The organism is Pseudomonas sp. SH10-3B (assembly GCF_019891415.1).
In the GTDB taxonomy this organism is placed as follows: domain Bacteria; phylum Pseudomonadota; class Gammaproteobacteria; order Pseudomonadales; family Pseudomonadaceae; genus Aquipseudomonas.
The window spans coordinates 1-21,421 of the sequence record NZ_JAFLXD010000003.1 but is presented as its reverse complement, the minus strand read 5'-3'; the positions used below and the strand labels follow the sequence as shown (position 1 = coordinate 21,421).

The 21,421-nt window shown below is 61.6% G+C and carries 18 protein-coding genes and 1 pseudogene; 11 read left to right on the top strand and 8 right to left on the bottom strand.

Annotation, left to right across the window (positions count from 1 at the left end; genetic code table 11):
* Window positions 1-14: 14 nt before the first annotated feature.
* Complete coding sequence (locus tag J1G35_RS03200; protein ID WP_053138375.1) at window positions 15-407, bottom strand: MerR family DNA-binding transcriptional regulator; 393 nt, start codon at window positions 405-407, stop codon at window positions 15-17.
* 115 nt (window positions 408-522) lie between these two features.
* Window positions 523-1,458: a LysR family transcriptional regulator gene (locus J1G35_RS03195; RefSeq protein ID WP_053138373.1), complete on the bottom strand. Its 936-nt coding sequence runs from the start codon at window positions 1,456-1,458 to the stop codon at window positions 523-525.
* A 166-nt stretch (window positions 1,459-1,624) separates the two neighbouring features.
* Here J1G35_RS03195 and J1G35_RS03190 point away from each other — a divergent pair, with 166 nt between their 5' ends.
* Window positions 1,625-2,854, top strand: coding sequence for an acyl-CoA dehydrogenase (locus tag J1G35_RS03190; RefSeq protein WP_053138369.1), 1,230 nt, complete (start codon window positions 1,625-1,627; stop codon window positions 2,852-2,854).
* Window positions 2,855-2,923: 69 nt separating this feature from the next.
* Here the strand turns inward: J1G35_RS03190 and J1G35_RS03185 are convergent, their stop codons facing one another.
* Together J1G35_RS03185 and xthA are read right to left on the bottom strand one after the other, a co-directional pair.
* A complete protein-coding gene (locus J1G35_RS03185; RefSeq protein ID WP_223013475.1) occupies window positions 2,924-4,258 on the bottom strand; it encodes a phosphate ABC transporter substrate-binding/OmpA family protein in 1,335 nt (444 codons plus the stop codon).
* A gap of 187 nt (window positions 4,259-4,445) precedes the next feature.
* The gene (gene xthA, locus J1G35_RS03180) at window positions 4,446-5,258 is read right to left on the bottom strand and encodes an exodeoxyribonuclease III (protein WP_223013473.1); all 813 of its coding nucleotides are present in this window, start codon (window positions 5,256-5,258) and stop codon (window positions 4,446-4,448) included.
* 168 nt (window positions 5,259-5,426) lie between these two features.
* Between xthA and J1G35_RS03175 the strand changes: the two genes are divergently transcribed.
* From J1G35_RS03175 to J1G35_RS03145, 7 genes are all read left to right on the top strand, one after another.
* Window positions 5,427-6,071 (top strand): GNAT family N-acetyltransferase, encoded by a 645-nt coding sequence (locus J1G35_RS03175; protein ID WP_223013472.1) that lies wholly within the window; start codon window positions 5,427-5,429, stop codon window positions 6,069-6,071.
* Between the two features lie 64 nt (window positions 6,072-6,135).
* Complete coding sequence (locus tag J1G35_RS03170) at window positions 6,136-7,863, top strand: autotransporter assembly complex family protein (protein WP_223013470.1); 1,728 nt, start codon at window positions 6,136-6,138, stop codon at window positions 7,861-7,863.
* The gene (locus tag J1G35_RS03165; protein ID WP_223013468.1) at window positions 7,863-11,534 is read left to right on the top strand and encodes a translocation/assembly module TamB domain-containing protein; all 3,672 of its coding nucleotides are present in this window, start codon (window positions 7,863-7,865) and stop codon (window positions 11,532-11,534) included. Before J1G35_RS03170 ends, J1G35_RS03165 begins: the two co-directional genes overlap by 1 nt.
* Before the next feature lie 205 nt (window positions 11,535-11,739).
* The gene (locus J1G35_RS03160) at window positions 11,740-12,213 is read left to right on the top strand and encodes a MarR family transcriptional regulator (RefSeq protein ID WP_053138352.1); all 474 of its coding nucleotides are present in this window, start codon (window positions 11,740-11,742) and stop codon (window positions 12,211-12,213) included.
* The gene (locus tag J1G35_RS03155; RefSeq protein WP_223013466.1) at window positions 12,210-13,661 is read left to right on the top strand and encodes an efflux transporter outer membrane subunit; all 1,452 of its coding nucleotides are present in this window, start codon (window positions 12,210-12,212) and stop codon (window positions 13,659-13,661) included. Before J1G35_RS03160 ends, J1G35_RS03155 begins: the two co-directional genes overlap by 4 nt.
* Before the next feature lie 15 nt (window positions 13,662-13,676).
* On the top strand, window positions 13,677-14,876 hold the full coding sequence (locus J1G35_RS03150) for an HlyD family efflux transporter periplasmic adaptor subunit (RefSeq protein ID WP_223013464.1): 1,200 nt from the start codon (window positions 13,677-13,679) through the stop codon (window positions 14,874-14,876).
* A complete protein-coding gene (locus J1G35_RS03145) occupies window positions 14,876-16,405 on the top strand; it encodes a DHA2 family efflux MFS transporter permease subunit (RefSeq protein ID WP_053138343.1) in 1,530 nt (509 codons plus the stop codon). Before J1G35_RS03150 ends, J1G35_RS03145 begins: the two co-directional genes overlap by 1 nt.
* A gap of 280 nt (window positions 16,406-16,685) precedes the next feature.
* Here the strand turns inward: J1G35_RS03145 and J1G35_RS03140 are convergent, their stop codons facing one another.
* Entirely contained in the window at window positions 16,686-16,949 is a 264-nt protein-coding gene (locus J1G35_RS03140; protein WP_053138035.1) for an acyl carrier protein, read from the bottom strand.
* Window positions 16,950-17,069: 120 nt separating this feature from the next.
* On the opposite strand from J1G35_RS03140, the pseudogene J1G35_RS30825 reads away from it, so the two are divergent.
* Window positions 17,070-17,147: pseudogene (locus J1G35_RS30825) on the top strand (DUF3077 domain-containing protein); the annotation flags it as partial.
* A 36-nt stretch (window positions 17,148-17,183) separates the two neighbouring features.
* On the opposite strand, the gene J1G35_RS03135 reads toward J1G35_RS30825, so the two are convergent.
* The 3 genes from J1G35_RS03135 to J1G35_RS03125 form a co-directional block, all read right to left on the bottom strand.
* The gene (locus tag J1G35_RS03135) at window positions 17,184-17,795 is read right to left on the bottom strand and encodes a 3'-5' exonuclease (protein WP_053138038.1); all 612 of its coding nucleotides are present in this window, start codon (window positions 17,793-17,795) and stop codon (window positions 17,184-17,186) included.
* A gap of 47 nt (window positions 17,796-17,842) precedes the next feature.
* Window positions 17,843-18,319, bottom strand: a complete 477-nt coding sequence (locus J1G35_RS03130; protein WP_024077544.1) for an NYN domain-containing protein — start codon at window positions 18,317-18,319, stop codon at window positions 17,843-17,845.
* A gap of 117 nt (window positions 18,320-18,436) precedes the next feature.
* Window positions 18,437-19,180, bottom strand: a complete 744-nt coding sequence (locus J1G35_RS03125) for a DUF2076 domain-containing protein (protein ID WP_223013462.1) — start codon at window positions 19,178-19,180, stop codon at window positions 18,437-18,439.
* A gap of 179 nt (window positions 19,181-19,359) precedes the next feature.
* On the opposite strand from J1G35_RS03125, the gene J1G35_RS03120 reads away from it, so the two are divergent.
* On the top strand, window positions 19,360-20,019 hold the full coding sequence (locus J1G35_RS03120; protein WP_223013460.1) for a YciC family protein: 660 nt from the start codon (window positions 19,360-19,362) through the stop codon (window positions 20,017-20,019).
* Between the two features lie 40 nt (window positions 20,020-20,059).
* Window positions 20,060-21,148 (top strand): endonuclease/exonuclease/phosphatase family protein, encoded by a 1,089-nt coding sequence (locus tag J1G35_RS03115; protein ID WP_053138045.1) that lies wholly within the window; start codon window positions 20,060-20,062, stop codon window positions 21,146-21,148.
* The last annotated feature ends 273 nt before the right edge of the window (window positions 21,149-21,421 follow it).

The following is a 21,421-nucleotide window of genomic DNA, read 5'->3' as shown; positions in this document are numbered from 1 at the left end:
CAGCTACCTTCTGATCAATGGCCAACCTGGCTCATGGTGTGGGCCAGGGCTTGGGTGCAACGCTCTTCAGCGGTGTCCAACTCCAGCTTCATTTGTTCGATGTCCAGCAGTTGCTGCTCCAACTGCTCACGGCGCTCGGCGATCTTGGCCAGCATGCTGTTGAGTTGGATGTGATTGCCGCTGGTGGGGTCGTAGAGTTCGATCAGCTCGCGGCACTCGGCCAAGGAAAAGCCGATGCGCTTACCGCGCAGGATCAGCTTGAGGCTGACTTTGTCCCGCGCCGAGTAAATGCGCTCCTGGCCCCGGCGTTCCGGGGCCAGCAGGCCTTGTTCTTCATAGAAGCGAATGGCCCGGGTGGTGATGTCGAGCTCGCGGGCGAGGTCGGAGATACTGTAGGTCGTGCTCATGGGGGCGCTCAAGAAAGTCTTGGCGCTAAGCTAAAGGCAGGTTGACGTGAACGTCAAGGGCCGCTGCGCAGCCCATCGCGGGCACGCCTCCTCCCACAGGGGGCGTTCTTCAACCTCAGGCCTGTTGTTGATCCAATTTCTTTTCGTGGGCGGTGACTTGCTGGCACAACTCGATCATCTGCTCGCGCATCCAGCGGTTGGCCGGGTCCTGGTCGGTGCTCTCGTGCCAGTACAGGTGGGTTTCCACCGGTGGCACGTCATTGACCGGCAGGTTGAACCAATGCAGTTCATGACGGCGGGCGAAGCGTTCGGGCACGGTCATGACCATATCGGTCTGCTGCAACACCTGCGAGGCCATCAGGTAATGCTGGGAGCGCAGCGCGATCTTGCGCTGGATGCCCATCTTGCCCAGGGCCAGGTCGACGTGGCCCAGGCCGTTGCGGCGGCTGGAAATATGGATATGGGTCAGCGACAGGTAGTCATCCAGGCTGAATTTATCCTTGCCCGCCATGGGATGGCCCTTGCGCATGGCACACACATAGCGATCTTCCATCAGCTTCACATGGCGTACCTGCGGGTCAGTGTTGAGCGGCGCATCCACAGCGAAATCCAGGCGCCCGGCCGCCAGTTCCTTGGTGGTCTCGCGACGTTTGGAGAGGAAACTCTCGATCACCACGGTGGGTGCCAGACGGCGCAGGCGTTGGAACAGCAGCGGCAGAATCACCGCCTCGGTGAGGTCGGTCATGCTGATGCGGTAGGTCTTGGCCGCCTGCTGCGGGTTGAAGATGCGGCTTTCCTGCACCGACACCCGCAGCAACGACAGCGCATTGCGCACCGGGCCGATGATGTTCTGCGCCATCGGCGTGGGCACCATGCCCTGGGCGGTGCGCACGAACAGCGGGTCGTTGAAGGTTTCCCGAAGACGCGCCAGGGCGTTGGACACCGCCGGCTGGGTGATGCCGACAATCTGCCCGGCGCGGGTCAGGTTGGCTTCGGTGTAGATCGCGTCGAAGACGATAAAGAGGTTGAGGTCGACCTTGCTCAGATTCATTGGGTTGCGCTCTTATTATTAGGTGGCGATTTGTTACGTGCTCATACGTCGATCATATATCGGTGATGAATGTTAATACACGCCGAGAATAGGCTAGGTAAATTATCAACGCTGTTCTAGCATCGATTGCATGACCTAAACAACCTCTCAAAGAAGGGAGCTGCTCATGGATTTCGCCTATTCGCCCAAGGTTCAGGAACTGCGTGAACGTGTCACTGCGTTTATGGACGCATACGTCTACCCGGCCGAGCCGGTGTTCGAACGTCAGGTCAGCGAAGGCGACCGCTGGCAGCCCACCGCCATCATGGAAGAGCTGAAAGCCAAGGCGAAAGCCGAAGGCCTGTGGAACCTGTTCCTGCCCGAATCCGAACTGGGCGCCGGCCTGACCAACCTTGAATACGCACCCCTGGCCGAGATCATGGGCCGCTCGCTGCTGGGCCCGGAGCCGTTCAACTGCTCCGCCCCTGACACCGGCAACATGGAAGTGCTGGTGCGCTACGCCAACGAAGAGCAGAAACAACGCTGGCTCGAGCCGCTGCTGCGCGGTGAGATCCGTTCGGCCTTCGCCATGACCGAGCCCGATGTGGCGTCCTCGGACGCCACCAACATGGCCGCCCGCGCCGAGCGTCAGGGCGACGAGTGGGTGATCAACGGCAAGAAGTGGTGGACCTCCGGCGCCTGCGACCCGCGCTGCAAGATCCTGATCTTTATGGGCCTGAGCAACCCGGATGCACCGCGCCACCAACAGCACTCGATGATCCTGGTGCCGGTGGATGCCCCCGGGGTAAAAATCGTACGCCCGCTGCCGGTGTTCGGCTACGACGATGCGCCCCATGGTCACGCCGAAGTGCTGTTCGACAATGTGCGTGTGCCGTATGAAAACGTACTGCTGGGTGAAGGCCGAGGCTTCGAGATTGCCCAAGGCCGCCTTGGCCCTGGCCGTATCCACCACTGCATGCGCTCCATCGGTATGGCTGAGCGCGCACTGGAACTGATGTGCAAACGCTCGGTCAGCCGTACCGCGTTCGGCAAACCCCTGGCGCGCCTGGGCGGCAACATCGACAAGATCGCCGACTCACGGATGGAAATCGACATGGCGCGCCTGCTGACGTTGAAAGCGGCGTACATGATGGACACCGTGGGCAATAAAGTGGCGAAAAGTGAAATCGCCCAGATCAAGGTGGTGGCGCCGAACGTGGCGTTGAAGGTCATCGACCGCGCGATCCAGATCCACGGCGGCGCCGGCGTCTCCAACGACTTCCCGCTGGCCTACATGTACGCCATGCAACGCACCCTGCGCCTGGCCGACGGCCCGGACGAAGTGCACCGCGCGGCCATCGGCAAGTTCGAGATCGGCAAGTATGTGCCTAAAGAGATGATGCGCAGCGGGCAGTAACACCGCGTCGCCTGCATCGGGGGCTTGCCCCCGATGAGGCCGGTTCAGGCACTGAAGATCCAGCAGCCCTCAGTACACCCACACCTCCACCCGCCGATTCTTGATCCGCCCCTCATCCGCCGTATTCGCCGCCACCGGCATCTGTGCGCCGAAGCCGCGAATATCGCGCAGCACCACGCCGCTCTTCACCAACTCCCGACGCACCGCCATCGCCCGCAATTTCGACAGCAACGCGGCGCGTTGCGGGTCATTCTTGGCATCACCAAAGCCCACCAGCGTTACCTGCTTATCCAGCTTGGCGTGGCCGTTCAGATACGCCACCACCCGCTGCAAGTCCTGGCGCGCCTTGTTGTCGAGGCTGGCGCTGCCTTCTTCGAAACGAAAGTTCACGGTTAAACGCTGGGCGTCACGGGCGATGGCTTGATAGTCCTCGGGCATTGACGAGCGTGGCTCCACCGCGATCGCCTGCACCTGCTGCGCAATAAACCCATTGGCCGCCACAATCGCCTGGCCTTTGCTGCTCTGGGCAAAGTCCACCAGCGCCTTGGCCCACGGGTTGCTGGAGGACGGCGGCAGGTAGAAGAACAGCCGGCGTGACAGCGGGTAATCCTCGGTGGCAATCAGGCTGTTCAATGGCAGCATCGGTTGCGAGTCGCCATCGACAATCGCCACCGCCTTGGCCTGGCGCACGTAAGGCAAGCCGATAAAGCCGATGCCCTGAGGATCCTGGCTCACCGCATCGGACAACGCTTCGCTGGACTCGAAACGCTTGGCGGACGCGGCCAGGGGCTTGCCGCGCAGGCGCAGCACCAGTTCCTTGAAGGTGTCATAGGTGCCGGATTGGTCATCCCGCGCGTACAGGTGAATGGCGCCGCCGATGCCGCCCAATGCCTCCCAGGTGCTGACTTCACCGTTGAAAATCTGCGCCAGTTGCTCGGTATTCAACGTATTCAGGGGGTTGTGCGGGTTGAGGATAATGGCCAGGCCGTCGATGGCGATCACCTGTTCGGCCTCCCTGCTTTTCAGGTCACCGAGCGGTTCGAGGTCCACCAGTTCGCTGTCCTTGATTGGGCGCGACGAGGCGGCGAGGTCGGCAGTGGATTTTTTCAACGCCGCAAACCCGGTGCTGGAACCATGGGCCGCCACCTCGACGGTCACCGTCTTGCCCTGGCGCGTCTTGCCGACCACGCGCTGTTCATTGGCGCCCTCGGCCGGTTCAACGTGCACCGCCTGCAGGCCTTGGTGCTCCATCAACCCCTTGACCAACGCCGGCCCCAACGCCGCGCCAATGGTGTTGGAACCCTGGATGCGCAAAGCCGGGCCTTGATCGGGAACGGGTAGGGGGGCAGCCACGACGGAGAGGGAAAACGCGCTACACAACAGGAACAGCACGCGCAGCATCATGCCGGCACCTTCTCAAGCCAAAGGGAGTGCCGCGAGATTAAGTCAGTTGGATTTCAATAATGTGACGGTTACTCAAATGATCAAATCTGTGTGAGGGGCGGTGTGACAGTCAGCTTATCTGTTACTGATACACCGCGATCGGGGGGCAAGCCCCCTCCCACATTTGATCCGAGTACAGTCAGCGGGATCAGCTCAATTCCAGCCAGATCGGCGCATGGTCCGACGGTTTCTCCAAACCCCGCAGGTCGTAATCCACCCCCGCATCCTTGACCCGCGCCAACAAGCCATTGGAGGCCATGATCACGTCAATGCGCAGCCCACGCTTGGGCTCATCCTCGAACCCGCGGCTGCGGTAGTCGAACCAGCTGAAACGGTCGGCCACCTCGGGGTTCAGGTGGCGGAAGCTGTCCACCAGGCCCCAGTTCTTCAGGCGCGCCATCCACTCGCGCTCTTCAGGCAGAAAGCTGCACTTGCCGGTTTTCAGCCAGCGCTTGGCGTTGTCGGCACCGATGCCGATGTCGCAGTCTTCCGGGGAAATATTTACGTCGCCCATCACCACCAGGGCCTGGTCGTTGCTGAACTGGCTTTCCAGCAGGTGCTGCAAATCTGCGTAGAAGCGCTCCTTGGCCGGGAACTTGGTCGGGTGGTCGCGGCTTTCACCCTGTGGGAAATAGCCGTTCATGATGGTGATCGGCTGGCCGTTTTCATCAGCGAAGGTGCCCCAGATAAAGCGGCGCTGGGCGTCTTCTTCATCACTGGCAAAGCCCTTGTGCACGCTCAACGCTTCTTTGCGCGAGAGCAGTGCCACGCCGTAGTGGCCTTTTTGCCCGTGGTAGTACACGTGATAGCCCAGTGCCTGCACTTCGGCCAGGGGGAACTGGTCGTCGTGGACCTTGGTTTCCTGCAGGCCGATTACGTCGGGTTGGTGTTTTTCAATCAGTGCCGCCAGCTGATGAGGGCGGGCGCGCAGCCCGTTGATATTGAAGGAGACGATTTTCATGGTCGGCGGTCCAGTCTGGCAAAAGGGCGATGCTAGCGGACAAGTCGGACGGGGGCCAGCGTGGCGGTAGGGCAGATGCACTGCTAATGTCTGGGAACGACTGGTGCTGCGTAGGTTCGTACCCATAAGAACGCCATCTATTGAGTGGCGCCCAGGGAGATTGACTGTATGACTGACACTGCCATTGGCGAAGTTCGCCTGCTCAACAGCGGCTATTCCCGCGAAGCCCGCTCCCTGCTGTACCAGGCCTATCGGCATGAGCCGACGTTTGCCTACATCTTTGAAGCAGAACGCGCCGGCTATGAACAGCGGGTACGCGCCACCGTGCGTGAACTGGTCAAGCAGCATTTCTTCCAGAAACTTCCGGCGATTGGCCTGTTCGTCAATGACCGCCTGATCGGCATCGCGTTGATCGCGCCGCCGCAGCGGCGCCTGGGGATTACCGAAAGCTGGGCCTGGCAATTGCGCATGTGGCTGAGCACCGGCGTGCGCGGTACCCGGCGCTACCTGGACTACCACTATGCGGTGATGGCGTGCTTGCCCAACGAGTCGGTGCATGTGTTGCCGCTGATGGGCATTCACCCGCAATTCCAGGGCAAACACTACGGTGAACAGCTGCTGGAAGCGGTGCACAACTGGTGCGCGGAAGACCCGCACTCGTCCGGTGTGGTGTTGGACACGGGGAATTCGCGCTATCTGGAGTTCTATAAGCGCCAGGGTTACGAGGAAATCGGCGAAGTGGCCGTAGGACCTATTCTGGAGCACGTTTTTTTCCACCCCAATCCGCAGGTGTTACAGGCTGCAACGGCTTAGCGCAGAATTTTTCAGAATCGTCTGAGTTCTAAGTTTCTCCCCAGCTCGTGTAGCATCCGCGCCTATGAAGTTTCCAGGAAGATTTACCAGCGGCTTGGTTCTGCTGTTCACAAGCTGCGGCGCATTTGCGCAAAGCGAATTGGACGTGCGGATCAAGCCTTCAAACGACGCGTTGAAAGCCAACATCGAAGGCTATATCGGCGGGGTTGGCGATCGTGATGAAGAGGCCTTGCTGCGGTTCAGCCGTGGTGCCGAAGAGCAGGCGCGCAAAGCCGCCCAGGCGCTGGGTTTCTATCAGCCCCGGATCGAAAGCGATGTGAAGGGCGGCAAGAACCCGAGGCTGATCCTCACCATCGACCCCGGCGAACCGGTGCATTTGCGCAACGTGACCATTCGGGTCGACGGCCCTGCCGCGGACCTCAAGGTCTTTCGCGTGCCCGCCAGCGACGACCTCAAATCCGGTGCCGTGCTCAACCACGGCCATTACGAAGACGCCAAGCGTCTTATCCAGAACCAGTCCTCGCGCTACGGCTTTTTCAGCGGGCGCTTCACCCGCCAGAAACTCTCGGTAGACCCGCAGGCCGGCGTCGCCGATATCGAACTCATCTATGACAGCGGCCCGCGCTACACCTTGGGCAAGGTCAGCTTTGCCGGCGATACGCCGTTTGACGACGAACTGCTGCAACGCATGGTGCCGTTTAAAAGCGGAGCCCCCTACGATTCCGAACTGATCGCCGAACTCAACCAGAACCTGCAGGCCAGCGGGTTTTTCGAGGGCGTGCGCGTGGACGCCGCCCCAGCCGCATCGGCCAATGATGTGATTCCGGTGGCCGTCAACCTGGAGACCCGCAAGCCCCGCACCATGGGCCTGGGCCTGGGTTTCTCCACCGACGTCGGCCCGCGCGGCAAGGCCAACTGGACCCGCCACTGGGTCAACCCCCAGGGCCACAGCTACGGCTGGGAAGCGGAGCTGTCGGCGCCACGGCAGAACGTCGGCCTGTGGTACGACATTCCGCTGGACCCGCCGCTCACCGATAAATTCCGCTTCGCCGGCGGCTACCAGAACGAAGAAATCGCCAACACCGACACCTTGAGTAAATTGCTCACCTTAGGCCCCGAGTGGCACAGCAAGTTGCCCAGCGGTTGGACACGGGTGATCTCGCTCAAGTACCAGCGCGAAGAATATCGCCTGGGCAATGACTCGGGCCTCAGTAATCTGGTGATGCCGGGGATCAGTTATTCCTACCTGCGCAGCGATAACCGCATCGACCCCCACCACGGCTACCGCCTGCAATTCGACAGCAAGGTCGCCAAGGAAGGGTTGGGCTCCGACACCAACCTGCTTTACGGCACGGCCATGGTCAAAGGCCTGACCACCCTGTGGGACAACCACCGCTTCCTGGCGCGGGCGCAGGTCGGCGGCAGTGCCACCAACGGCTATAAGTCGGTGCCACCCTCACTGCGCTTCTTCGCCGGTGGCGACCAGAGCGTGCGCGGTTACGAGTACCAGACGCTGTCGCCGGAGAACGACCGGGGCGACCGTGTCGGTGGCCGCTATATGGTGGCCCTGAGCGCCGAGTATCAATACTCCATCGCCGAAAAATGGCGGGTCGCAACCTTTATCGACCAGGGCAACTCCTTCAACACCCTGGACTTGCCCAGCCTGAAGACCGGCGTCGGCGTCGGCATTCGCTGGGTCTCGCCGGTCGGGCCGATCCGCCTGGACCTGGCCCATGCCCTGGAAGATCCGGGCGGCGTTCGATTGCACTTTTCCATGGGGCCTGAGCTGTGATGCGTGGTTTGAAAATAGCGGGGGTGGCTCTGGTGGCCGTCCTCGTCGTGTTGTTACTGGCACTGTGGGCAGTACTCGGTACCCAAGCGGGCAGTCGCTGGGCCGTGGAGCGTGTACCGGGGTTGAGCGTGGAGAATTTCCACGGCCGCTTGGGCGGCCAGTGGAGCGCCGATCATCTGCTGTGGGCGCAAGACGGCAGTCGCGTCGAACTCAATGCGCCGACGCTTGACTGGTCACCGGCGTGTCTGCTGCGCATTACCCTGTGCATCAATCGCTTGGACGTGGAGCAAGTCAGCCTGGACTTTGCGCCGAGCACTGAAGAGAGCGAGGGGCCGATTCAACTGCCGGATCTGAAGTTGCCCGTTTCCATTCAGTTGGGCGACGTTCGTGTCGGCAGCCTGCTGTTTAACGGCAGCGAACAACTCAAGGGCCTGCAACTGGCCGCGCACTGGACCGCCGCCGGCCTGCAGATTGACGCGGTGCACCTGCAACGGGACGGCCTGGTGCTGGACCTGAACGGCCAGTTGCAACCCAGCGGCGACTGGCCGCTGACCGCCAGCGGCAACCTGAGCCTGCCTTACGCGCCGGGCGGCGCGCCGTGGACGGTGGCGCTCAAGGTCGAGGGCGACTTGCTCAAGACCCTCACGCTCAATGGTGAAAGCAGCGGTTACCTGCCTGGGAAACTGCTTGCCGAGTTGCAGCCACTGGCACAAAACCTGCCCGCACAGGTGCTGGTAACGTCCGACGCCTTCAAACCCGACGCCGACTTGCCGGACACGCTGCAACTCAATGAATTGGTGCTACTGGCCAAGGGTGACCTCAGCAGCGGTTACCTGCTGTCGGGCAAAGCCGTACTCCCTGCGCAAAAAAGCCCTGTGGCGTTGTTGCTCAAAGGCAAAGTCGACGCCAAGGGTGCGCAGATCGACAACCTCGATCTGCATGGCGATGCCAACCAAAGCCTCAAACTCACGGCCCAGTTGGACTGGCAACAAGGCTTCAGCGCCGAGGCCAAGATCGACTGGCTGGACTTCCCCTGGCATCGCCTCTATCCGGTGATCGACGAGCCACAGGTGGTGTTGCGCACCTTCAACGGCGAGGTCTCCTACAAAGACGGCAATTACCTTGGCAACCTCAAGGCCGACCTCGACGGCCCGGCCGGCAAATTCAATGTGGTCACGCCGTTCAGTGGCGACCTTACGCAAGTCTTCCTGCCGGAACTGAAACTGACCGCTGGCCAAGGCAAGGCCGAAGGCCATCTGAACCTGAAGTTCGCCGATGGCATTGCCTGGAATACCGCGTTGGACCTGTCGGCGCTGAACCCGGCGTACTGGGTGGCGGAGTTGCCGGGCACGCTGGCCGGCCCCTTGCGCAGCCAAGGTGAGTTCAAAAACGAACAGCTCAAACTCAACGCCGATCTCGACCTCAAGGGCCGCCTGCGCGGGCAAACTGCGGTGCTGGCGGCCAAGGCCGAAGGCGCGGGCGAGCAATGGACCCTGGCCAACCTGGATATCCGCCTGGGCGATAACCGCATCAACGGCAGCGGCAGTCTGCAGCAACGCCTGGCCGGGCAGATCGATATCAAGCTGGCACGTCTGGCCCAGCTGTGGCCGCAGTTGCGTGGTCAGGTGAATGGTCGGCTCGACGTGGCCGGCAGCCTCAAGGCGCCCCAAGGCAAACTCGACCTTAAGGGCCAGCAACTGGCATTCGCCGATAATCGCCTGCAAAGCCTTAGCCTGGACGCGACCCTGGACAGTGCCCAGCGCGCGAAAATCGACCTCAAGAGCAGCGGCATTCAAAGCGGCGACACCCAGGTCGGCACGCTCACCGCCAGCGCCCAGGGCGACATCAGGAACCAGAAGGTTCAACTCGACCTGGCCGGCCCCTTGGTCGAGCTGGCCCTGGCCTTGGACGGCAACCTCGACAAAGGCAACTGGCGCGGGCGCCTGGCCAGTGGTGATGTGCAGGCCGGAGGCCAGGACTGGAAGCTGCAAGCGCCGGCAAAAATCGAGCGCATGGCCGACGGCAAGCTGACTTTTGCGGCCCACTGCTGGGTGTCCGGGGCTGCCAGCCTGTGCGGTGAAGACCAGCGCCTGATGCCCGAACCGAAATTGCGCTACCACCTCAAGCAATTCCCCATCGACAGCCTCGCGGCGTTTTTGCCCAAGGACTTCGCCTGGCAGGGCAAGCTCAACGCCGACATACAACTGGACTTGCCCGACAGCGGCCCCAAAGGCGTGGTCGCGGTGGATGCCAGCGGCGGTACCTTGCGCGTCAAGGACAAGGACCAGTGGCTGGACTTTCCCTACGACACCCTGAAGCTGGAAACCACCCTCAACCCCAAGCGTATCGATACCCAGCTGAACTTCCGTGGCGGCAAGCTCGGCGAGTTGCTGGTGCAGGCGCAGATCAACCCGCTGCCAAAAAACAAGCCGATCAGCGGCAATTTCAGCCTCACCGGCCTTGATCTCGCAGTGGCGCGGCCATTTGTGCCGATGGTGGAGAAACTCAACGGCAAGCTCAACGGCAGTGGCCGCATCTCCGGTGGCCTGCTGGCGCCGCAGGTCAACGGCAACGTGAACCTGGTGGGCGGCGAAGTCTCCGGGCCGGAACTGCCCATCAGCCTTGAAGGCCTGAACGTGCAGGCGTTGATTGCCGGTGAGAGCGTGCAGCTCAATGGCGCATGGCGCAGTGGCAAGGCCGGGCAGGGCAGCCTCAAGGGCCAGATCGATTGGGGGCAGGCCCTGGTGGTGGACCTCAACCTGCAAGGTTCGCAGCTGCCGGTCACGGTGGAGCCCTACGCGGTGCTCGAAGTGGCCCCCGACCTGAAGATCAGCCTGAAGCACGACAAACTGGCAATTGCCGGCAAAGTGCGCATCCCGCGTGGTGATATCACTGTGCGGGAACTGCCGCCCTCCACCGTCAAGGTCTCGGATGACACAGTGATCGTTGGCAGCCAGACCGAAGAGGGCAAGCCGCCGATGGCCATGGCCATGGATATCGACGTGGCGGTGGGTGAAGACCAGCTCAACTTCTCGGGGTTCGGCCTGACCGCCAAGGTGCAGGGGCATGTGCACATCGGCGACAACCTGGATACCCGTGGCGAACTGTGGCTCAACGACGGCCGCTACCGTGCCTACGGCCAGCGGCTCGATGTGCGCCGCGCACGCCTGCTGTTCGCCGGGCCGCTCGATCAGCCCTACCTGGATATTGAAGCGATCCGCAAGACCGATAACGTCGTCGCCGGCATCCGCCTCAGCGGCAGCGCCGAGCAGCCCACCACGCAGATCTTCTCGGAACCGGCCATGAGCCAGGAGCAGGCGCTGTCCTACCTGGTACTGGGGCGCCCACTGAGCACCACCGGCGAAGACAACAACATGCTCGCCCAGGCGGCCCTCGGCCTGGGCCTGATGGGCAGCGCCGGGGTGACGTCGGATCTGGCCAACAAGCTGGGTATCCGCGACTTCGACCTCGACACCCAGGGCAGCGGCAACAACACGGCGGTGGTGGCCAGCGGCAAGATCACCGAGAAACTCAGCCTGCGTTACGGGGTAGGCGTGTTCGAACCGGCCAGCACCATCGCCTTGCGCTACCTGCTGAGCAAGAAGGTCTACCTGGAAGTGGCGAGTGGCGTGGCCAGCTCCCTCGACATCTTCTACAAACGCGATTTCTAGATCCTTTCGCAGTACAAAATGTGGGAGGTGGCTTGCCCCCGATAGCGTTGGGTCAGTCACTGATGTGTTGACTGAACGACTGCTATCGGGGGCAAGCCACCTCCCACATTAGCAAGCAAGCTAATTATTCCATTTGACTTTCGCTGCCTAGGCAGTAACATCTCGTCATACATTCACTGCCTAGGCAGTAATAAGGTGACTTCCGATGTCTCACTTCACCCCCGAAAACTTCCACAACTGCCACCTCGGCCTGTTGCTGGGCCGCGCGGCGCTCCTTAAGGACCGCATCATCGACACCCACATGGAACCCCACGGTATCACTGCCGCGCAGTTCAAGGTGTTGATCATCATGGCCCAGTTCGGCGTCGACACCCCGGCGGAGCTGTGCCGCAACCTGTCCCTGGACAGCGGTTCGATGACCCGCATGCTCGACCGGCTGGAGCAGAAAGGCCTGCTGGGCCGCAAACGCTCCGAGCAGGATCGCCGCCAGGTGCAACTGGTCCTGACCGCCGACGGCCAGCGCCTGGCAGACATGCTGCCGCACATAGGCGCCCAGGCGTTGAACCAGTTGGCAGGCGTACTTGAGGCTGGCGAGCTGGAAACCCTGGAACGGATCCTCAAGAAAATTCTGATAGCTGCCGGTGATCCCATCACCCTGCAGCGGGTAGGTAAAGAATGAACTCACGTGTCCTTTGCCTGGTGCTCGTGGCCATGAGCATGGCCGGTTGCGCCAATTTCAGCGGCCTCGACACCCAAGGCAAGCGCCTCGACGCCAACACCCTGCAAACCGGTAAATCCCTGAGCGGGGTGACCCTGTCGAGTGCCGCCTGGCCCAGCGCCGACTGGTGGAAAAGCCTCGGCGACCCGCAGCTCGACGGCCTGATCCAGGAAGCCCTGCAAAACAGTCCCGACATGCAAGTCGCCAGTGCTCGCGCCCATCAGGCCGAAGCCGCCGCGTATGCCGCGAATGCCGCGCGCATGCCGACCCTGGATGCCAGTGCCGGCGTGAGCCGTTCACGCCTGGCCAAGGACCAGGACCCGCGCGGCGAGGGCGATGCCTATTCGACCGTGCGCAATATCGGCGCCAGCTTCAATTACAACTTCGACCTCTGGGGGGGCCAGCGCGCCGCCTGGGAAGCCGCGCTGGGCCAGGCCCGCGCCGCCGAAGTCGACCAAAAGGCCGCGCGCCTGACCCTCGCTGCCAATGTGGCCAAGGCTTATAGCGACCTGGGCCAGGCGCATATCGTGCGTGACCTGGCCACCGATGACCTCAAGCGCACCCGGCAAATGCTCGACCTGAGCAAGCGCCGCCTCGACTCGGGCATCGACAGCCATTACCAGTACCAGCAAACCGAAAGCCTGGAAGCCAGCTCCCAGTCGCAATTGATCGATGCCGAAAAACAATTGCAGAGCGCCAAGATCGCCCTTGCCGTATTGCTCGGCAAAGGTCCGGACCGTGGCAGCGAACTGGCCCGCCCGAATGTGTTGAAGCCCGCCGCTGTCGCCGTGCCTTCGGTGTTGCCCGCCGAATTGCTGGGCCGCCGCCCGGACCTGATCGCCGCGCGCTGGAGAGTCGAGGCCGCCAGTCAGGACATTGCCGCCAGCAAGACGCGCTTCTACCCCAACCTCAACCTCAGCGCGAGCGCCGGGGCCGAGTCGTTGCTGGGGGATGCGATGTTCGGCTCGGCCAGCCGCTTCTTCAATATTGCGCCGACGATCTCGCTGCCGATCTTCGATGGCGGCCGCCTGCGCGCCGACCTTGATGCTCGCGATGCCGACTACGACCTGGCCGTGGCCCAGTACAACAAGACCCTGGTGCAAGCCTTGGGCGATATCGGCAACACCCTTTCGCAACTGCGCGAAACCGGTCGGCAGATCCAGGCCCAGCAACATGCTGCGGACATTGCCCAGCAGTCTTACGACACCGGCATGCAGCGCTACAGCTCAGGGATCGGTAACTACCTGGATGTGCTCAGCATCGAGCAGCAATTGCTGCAGGCCCAGCGCCAGCTGGCAAGCCTGAATGCCGCGCAGATCGATCTGTCGATTCAATTGATGCAGGCCCTGGGTGGCGGATACAACGCCGACAACGTGGCATCGACCACCCCAGCCACTCGCACGGAATAATTTGAGGTATTTGTCATGGCCACTGCCGAAAACACCAACGCTACAGAACAACCCAAAGACAACAACCCACGCAAACGCAAAGTCATGCTGATTGGCCTGGCACTGATCGTTATCCTCTGCGTCGTGGGCGTATGGGCCTGGCACGAATTCTACGGGCGCTTCAACGAGAGCACCGACGACGCCTACGTGAATGGCAACGTGGTGGAAATCACCCCGCTGGTCACCGGCACCGTGGTCAGCATCGGCGCCGACGATGGCGACCTGGTCCACGAAGGCCAGGTGCTGATCAACTTCGACCCCAACGACGCCGCCGTCGGCCTGCAAAGTGCCCAGGCCAACCTGGCCCGCACCGTGCGTCAGGTGCGTGGCTTGTACAGCAACGTCGATGGCATGAAAGCCCAGGTCAACGCACAGAAAGCCGATGTGCAAACCGCCCAGGACAACTTCAACCGCCGTAAGACCCTGGCCCAGGGCGGCGCGATTTCCCAGGAAGAACTGTCCCACGCCCGTGACAGCCTGACCGCTGCCAAGAACGCGCTGACCAACCTTGAGCAACAACTCAAGACCAGCAACGCGCTGGTGGATGACACCGTGATCTCGTCCCACCCGGACGTGCAGGCTGCCGCCGCGCAACTGCGCCAGGCCTACCTGGCCAATGCGCGCAGCACCTTGATCGCACCGGTCACCGGCTACGTGGCCAAGCGCACCGTGCAACTGGGCCAGCGTGTACAGCCGGGTACTGCGCTGATGGCGGTGATTCCGCTGAACCAGCTGTGGATCGACGCCAACTTCAAGGAAACCCAGCTGCGCGATATGCGCATTGGCCAGCCGGTGGACATCGAATCGGACATCTATGGCAGCGATGTGAAGTACAGCGGCACCGTGGATAGCCTCGGCGCCGGTACCGGCAGTGCGTTTGCCCTGCTGCCGGCGCAGAACGCCACCGGTAACTGGATCAAGATCGTGCAACGGGTGCCGGTACGCATCCATATCAATGCCGAAGAGCTGGCCAAGCACCCGCTGCGGGTCGGTTTGAGCACCGTCGTCAATGTTGACCTGCATGACCAGAGCGGCCCGGTGCTGGCGCAACAGGCGCCGCAGAAGGCTTCGTTCACCACCAACGTGTATGACCGCCAATTGGCCGAGGCTGACGCCATGATCACCCAGTTGATCCATGACAACAGCATCGCCGCGCCCAAGGCTGTGCAACGCTGATGAGCAATAACGCCTCCTTCACGCCGCCCAGCCTGTTGATGGCCACTATTGGCCTGTCGCTGGCGACCTTTATGCAGGTGCTCGACACCACCATCGCCAACGTGGCGTTGCCGACCATTTCCGGCAACCTCGGCGTGAGTTCGGAGCAGGGTACCTGGGTGATCACCTCGTTTGCGGTGAGCAACGCCATCGCGTTGCCGCTGACCGGTTGGTTGAGCCGGCGTTTTGGCGAAGTGAAGCTGTTTTTGTGGGCCACCATTCTGTTTGTGCTGGCTTCGTTTCTTTGCGGTATTTCCACTTCGATGCCCGAACTGATCGGCTTTCGGGTGCTGCAAGGCCTGGTGGCCGGGCCGCTATACCCGATGACCCAGACCCTGCTGATCGCGGTTTACCCGCCGGCGAGGCGCGGCATGGCCCTGGCGTTATTGGCGATGGTCACGGTGGTGGCGCCGATTGCCGGGCCGATCCTCGGCGGCTGGATCACTGACAGTTATAGCTGGCCGTGGATCTTCTTTATCAACGTCCCCATTGGCATTTTTGCGGTGATGGTGGTGCGTTCGCAGCTCAAGAAACGCCCGGTGGAAACCAGCTACCAACCGATGGATTACGTCGGGCTGTTGAGCCTGATCGTCGGTGTCGGTGCCCTGCAGATCATCCTCGACAAGGGCAACGACCTGGACTGGTTCGAATCCAACTTCATCATTGTGGGCGCGGCGATTTCGGTGATTGCCCTGGCGGTGTTCATCATCTGGGAAATGACCGACAAACATCCGGTGGTTAACCTGCGGTTGTTTGCCTACCGCAACTTTCGCATCGGCACGATTGTGTTGATCCTGGGGTACGCGGGCTTCTTCGGCATCAACCTGATCCTGCCGCAATGGCTGCAAACCCAGATGGGCTATACCGCCACCTGGGCCGGCCTGGCGGTGGCGCCGATCGGCATCCTGCCGGTGCTGATGTCACCGTTTGTGGGCAAGTACGCGCACAAGTTCGACCTGCGCCTGCTGGCGGGCCTGGCGTTCCTGGCGATTGGCTTGAGCTGCTTTATGCGTGCGGGCTTCACCAATGAGGTGGACTTCACCCACATCGCCTTGGTGCAGTTGTTCATGGGGATTGGCGTGGCGCTGTTCTTCATGCCGACCTTGAGCATCCTGATGTCCGACCTGCCACCGCACCAGATTGCCGACGGTGCCGGTCTTGCGACCTTTCTGCGGACCCTGGGCGGCAGCTTTGCGGCCTCGCTGACCACCTGGATCTGGATTCGCCGGGCGGACCAGCACCATGCGTACATGAGCGAGAACATGACCGCCTATGACTCGGCCACCCGCGACGCGCTGCAGGCGCTCGGTGGGGCAGGGCACAAGGCCTATGCGCAACTGGACCAGATCCTCACCAGCCAGGCATACATGATGTCCACCGTGGATTACTTCACGTTGCTGGGGTGGATGTTCATGGGGTTGATGTTGCTGGTGTGGCTGGCGAAGCCGCCGTTTACCGCAAAAGCGGGGCCGGCTGCTTCGGGGCACTGATTGGCAAAGACTGAAATGCAATCAAGTGTGGGAGGGGCAAGCCCTAATGCCAGTTAGTTAAGGGACAGAACGGGCAACCCGTCACCTGTGGCGAGCGGGCTTGCCCCGCGTTGGGCTGCGAAGCAGCCCCAAAACATAGCCCCGGAGCTGTCTGGCACACTGCAGTGCTCTTATTGGGGCTGCTGCGCAGCCCAACGCGGGGCAAGCCCGCTCGCCACAGTTACAGTGTTCCTCCTTAATTGACTGGCATCAGGGCTTGCCCGCGATGACGTCAGTTGCTTCAACACAGTTGTGAGCGTTGAACAATCAAATCGACCACTTGCTCAAGGGTGGTGATGTGATCCCAATCTTCCTGGGTCGCTTGCAAGTTGAATTGCCACTTGATCTGCATGACAAAGCAGGTCAAATCATCATCAATAATCTTGAAGTCATGGATGAAGTCCGTTTGCTCCGTGACCTGACTTCGGTCGATGAAACCGATGATATCGACGAATAGCTGAATCACCTTTTCGCTGATCTCGGCTCTAGTCGGGCTACCTTCCATTTCTTGCCTCATAGGCACACTTACCAATACTGATTAGATCAAAGACAGCCAACCCCGCAGCAACGAAAGGAATGCCCTGTCCAATAATGCCAAATACCCGGACGGTGCCAAACGTTGCAGCAGCGGGCGGTGATGCATTTGGTGGAGATGGCGAAGGGGGTGGTGGATCGGGCGTTGGAGTGTGTGCAGCCTCGATGAACGACAGATAACCAATGTGGGAGGGGCGTTGTTCTGTCAGAACCCGCGATGCTTCTTAAGATGCTCATTGATCTTCGCCGCCGGCACTTTCTGCAGGGTGCACAGCAGGTCGTGGGACAGTTCGCGCAAGCCGTGGGTACGCCGCAGTTCCTGGGCCAGGTGCGCCGTGAGGTTGGCGGCCATTTCCGCATCCGCCAGCGCTCGGTGAGCCTGGCCGGTGTGGGGCAGTTTCGCGTAGGTGTTGAGGGTGCCGAGCTTGTGGTTGGGCGCAGCCGGCATCAGGCGGCGGGCCAGCAGCAGGGAGCAGGCGAATTTTTGCAGGCGGGTGCGGCGGATCAGGCCGAGTTCGAAGTCCCAGAACTTCTGGTCGAACGCGGCGTTGTGCGCCATCAGCGGTGTGGTGCCGACGAATTCGTTGACTTCGTTCATCACCCGCTCGGCCGGCGGGGCGCTGCGCAGCATGGCGTTGCTGATGCCGGTGAGTTGCTCGATAAAGCCCGGCACGCGCACGCCTGCATTCATCAGGCTCTGGTAGCGGTCCACGATCTGGCCACGCTCGAGGATAACCACCGCGATTTCCGTGGCCCGGCAGTGGCTGCTCGGGGTGATGCCGGTGGTTTCAAAGTCGATGACCGCTATACGTTCCAAACCTGTTCCAACTCCGTCTAATCCATTTATTTATTGAGCCGCAGCGCTTATTTAAGCAACAACGCGCCTTCGATCGGCACGTAGCGGCTGGCGGCACGTATCAGTGAGTTGGCCGTCAGCCCCGGTACGCCGTAGGCCACGGCTTCGACGCCGTGCTTGTGGATGATGCGGTCGAGCAGCATGTCGAAGTCGCCGTCACCCGAGGCCAGCACAATTTCGTCGACGTGGTCGGCGGCGTCCATGATGTCGATGGTGATGCCCACATCCCAGTCGCCCTTGGCCGAGCCGTCGCTGCGCTGGATATACGGCTTGAGTTTTACCGTGAACCCCAGGTTGCGCAGGATCTGCTGGAACTGCTGCTGCTTGCTGTCACCGCGGTCGATGGCATACGCATAGGCCTCGACGATCTGCCCACGCGAGCTGATATCAGCCCACAGCGCGGCGTAGTTGAAATGGCAGCCATAGGCCTGGCGGACGGTGTAGTAGAGGTTTTGTACATCGGCGAACACTGCAATTTTCTTCACCGCACTTCCTCATGACAGCCAGGCGCCAGGGCCCGGAAAGGGTGCCAGTATGCCAGCCGCGAGAACGTTTCCGGGAAAAATCAGACCGGGGCGGCTCAGCGCCCCGGGCCGGGAGTGTCAGACGAAGGAATCGTCGTCGCCGAAGGAGGAAGAATCGTCGGAATAGTCGCTATCGGCAAAGCTGTCCGAGGCATTGTCGCTGCCCCAGCTGTCATTGCCGGCGAACTTCTGGTCATCGTTGCCCCAGTTGCCGTTGTCGCTGGCGGGCGCCGGCTCTTCGCGGATGATTTCTTCCACGACCTGCGGCTGTTGCGAGTTGTGGCTGAACAGGCTGCTGATGCCTTCGGCCAGCAACACACCGCCGGCCACGCCCGCGGCGGTTTTCATCGCGCCACCGAGGAATCCGCTGCCAATGGGGGCGGCGGCCGGTTGCTGCGGCTGTTGATAGTTCTGTTGCGGCGCTGGCTGGCCAAAGGACGGCCGCGCCGGTTCACGCCAGCCACCGCCCGACGATGCCGGAGCGCTCTGGGCCGGTTGCGGGTCACGGGAACCGCCGCCAAAGATGCTCGACAGGAAACCACCGCTGCTCGCCGGGGCCGGTTGTGCGGACTTGGCCCGCTGCAACTCATCCTGCAATTGCTGGATCTGCTGCGCCTGTTGCTTGTTCTGCGCGTCGAGACTCTTGAGCGCGTGTTCCTGCACCAGGATCGACTGGGTCATGTAGTACCCGGCGGCCGGTTGGCGAGTCATGTGCTCCTTGATCCGTGCTTCTGCTTGCGCATCGCGCGGGGCTGAGTCCGTTTCGGCTTGCTGCAACCGTGAAAACAGTCCATCGATCAGGGTTTGCTCTTCGCTGTTCATGGCGACCTCGTTAGATTGCCGGTAGAAATCGTGGTCCTGCCTGTAATCAGGCAGGTGCGTGCTAGTTATGGGGCTGTTACCAGTTGTTTCAATGGTCTTTACTCAAGGTTTACGTTTGCTTACCGCTGGCCATGATCGGTTAAAGTGTTGCCCTTGCTTTTAGGCCTGCGATGAACCTGATGAATCCGTTAGACGTATTGCGCGACTCCTTCCGTTTTACCCGAGGCAACCTGGGCGCCATCGTCCAGCTGTGCCTGCCGCTGGTGATCCTCGAAGCCCTGCTGCAACAGGTGCTCGACCATGCGCTCGGCCCGGATGCCTTCCCCGGCTACAGCGTGGTGGTGGGCTTGCTGGTGTACCCGCTGTACACCGGCGCGTTGATCCTGTTCCTTGACGCCCGCACCCGTGGCGAGTCGCCGCGCACCAAGGACATCTGGGCCATGGCGCTGACCCTGTGGCCGCGCTTCGCCCTGCTGACCGCCATGAGCACCTTGCTGATTCTGCTGGGCCTGTCGCTGTATTTCCTGCCTGGGCTGTGGCTGATGGTGGTGTTGGCGTTCGCCGAGTACCTGCTGGTGCTGCGCGGCATGCCGGCGCTGGAGGCAATGAAGGAAAGTCTGCGCCTGACCCGTGGGCATTTCTGGCGAATCCTGGTGTGCCTGCTGTGTGTCATGACGCCCCTGTGGCTGCTCAAGGGCGCCAGTGTGGCGGCGTATCCCAATCCCGCGCCTCTTCTGGGGCTTGTGATGGACAGCGCCCACAGCTTCCTGCAACTGTTCACCAGCGTGGTGCTGTTCCGTTTATTCATGCTGATCGGTGGCGATGCCGACGCGCGGTGATATGCTCCACGCCACTCCTGAAACGCCATAAGCCGAGCCGATGACCCGTTTATTGCGCATCACCCTGCTGGGCCTGCTGATAGTTGCGGGCCTGCTGACGGCCCTGATCTACAGCCTGACCTGGCGCCCCGCCGCCAAAGAAACCCTGCCCGTCAGCTGTGTCGCGCCCCGTGCGCCAACCCTGTTGCCGGGGCAGGCGCTCAAGGTCATGACCTGGAACGTGCAATACCTGGCCGGCAAGAACTACGTGTTCTGGTACGACACCGCCGACGGCAGCGGCCCGGACGAACGCCCCACCGTCGAAGACATGGCCGTCAGCCTCGACGAAGTGGCGCGGGTGATTCGTGACGAACAACCCGACATCCTGCTGTTGCAGGAACTCGACGAAAACGCCAAGCCTTCCCACTACCAGGACCAGCTAGCGCTTTTGCAGGAGCGCCTGGTCGACCTCTACCCGTGCAGCGCCCAGGCCTTCGACTGGAAAGCCGACTTCGTACCCGACCGGCATATCTTCGGCAGCGTGGGCCGCAAGCTGGCGACCCTGAGCCGCTACCAGATCGAACACGCCGAGCGCCTGCAATTGCCGGCACCCGAGGCCAATATCATCAGCCGTCAGTTCCAGCCCAAGCCGGCCTTGCTGCTGACCTACCTGCCATTGAGCGACGGCGGCCAACTGGCCGTGCTCAATACACGCCTGGACGGTGACGCGCCGGGGCGCAGCGCGGTGCAGGAACAGGTCATCAGCACGGTCAAGCTGCTGGATAAATTCGAAGGCCGTGGCACGCCCTGGCTGATCGGCGGCGATTTCAACCTGCTGCCCCTGGGGCAGTTCCTGCGTTTGGATGCGGATAAGCGCGGGCAGTATTCGCCGGACAGCGAGCTGCATTTATTGTGGGACAAGTACCCGATGATCCCGAGCAACAGCCAATCCAGCGGGATTGATCGTGAGAAATGGCTGACGTACTTTCCCAATGACCCAAGCATCGATGGCCCGGATCGCACCGTCGATTACCTGTTCTACAGCCCCCGTATCAAGCGGGTAGAGGCGAAGGTGCGGCAGGAGGATACATTGCGTATTTCCAACCATTTGCCGGTGATTGCGCGCTTCCTGTTGCCCGCCGCGCAATAACCCACACCACAAACCTAATGTGGGAGTCCCCACTACCTCTTCGACGTAGCGCTGTCGCGCAGCAAACGGGGACCTCTGTGGCGAGCGGGCTTGTCCCGCGTTGGGGTGCGAAGCGCCCCTGATGAAGACGAATGCGGTGTATCAGGTACTCCTCTGCGCCTGGTTTTGGGGCTGCTGCGCAGCCCAACGCGGGACAAGCCCGCTCGCCACAGGAATACGCTCGCCTGAAATTGTTTATTCAAGACTCAAGACTTAGGGTGAAATTTTAACCTT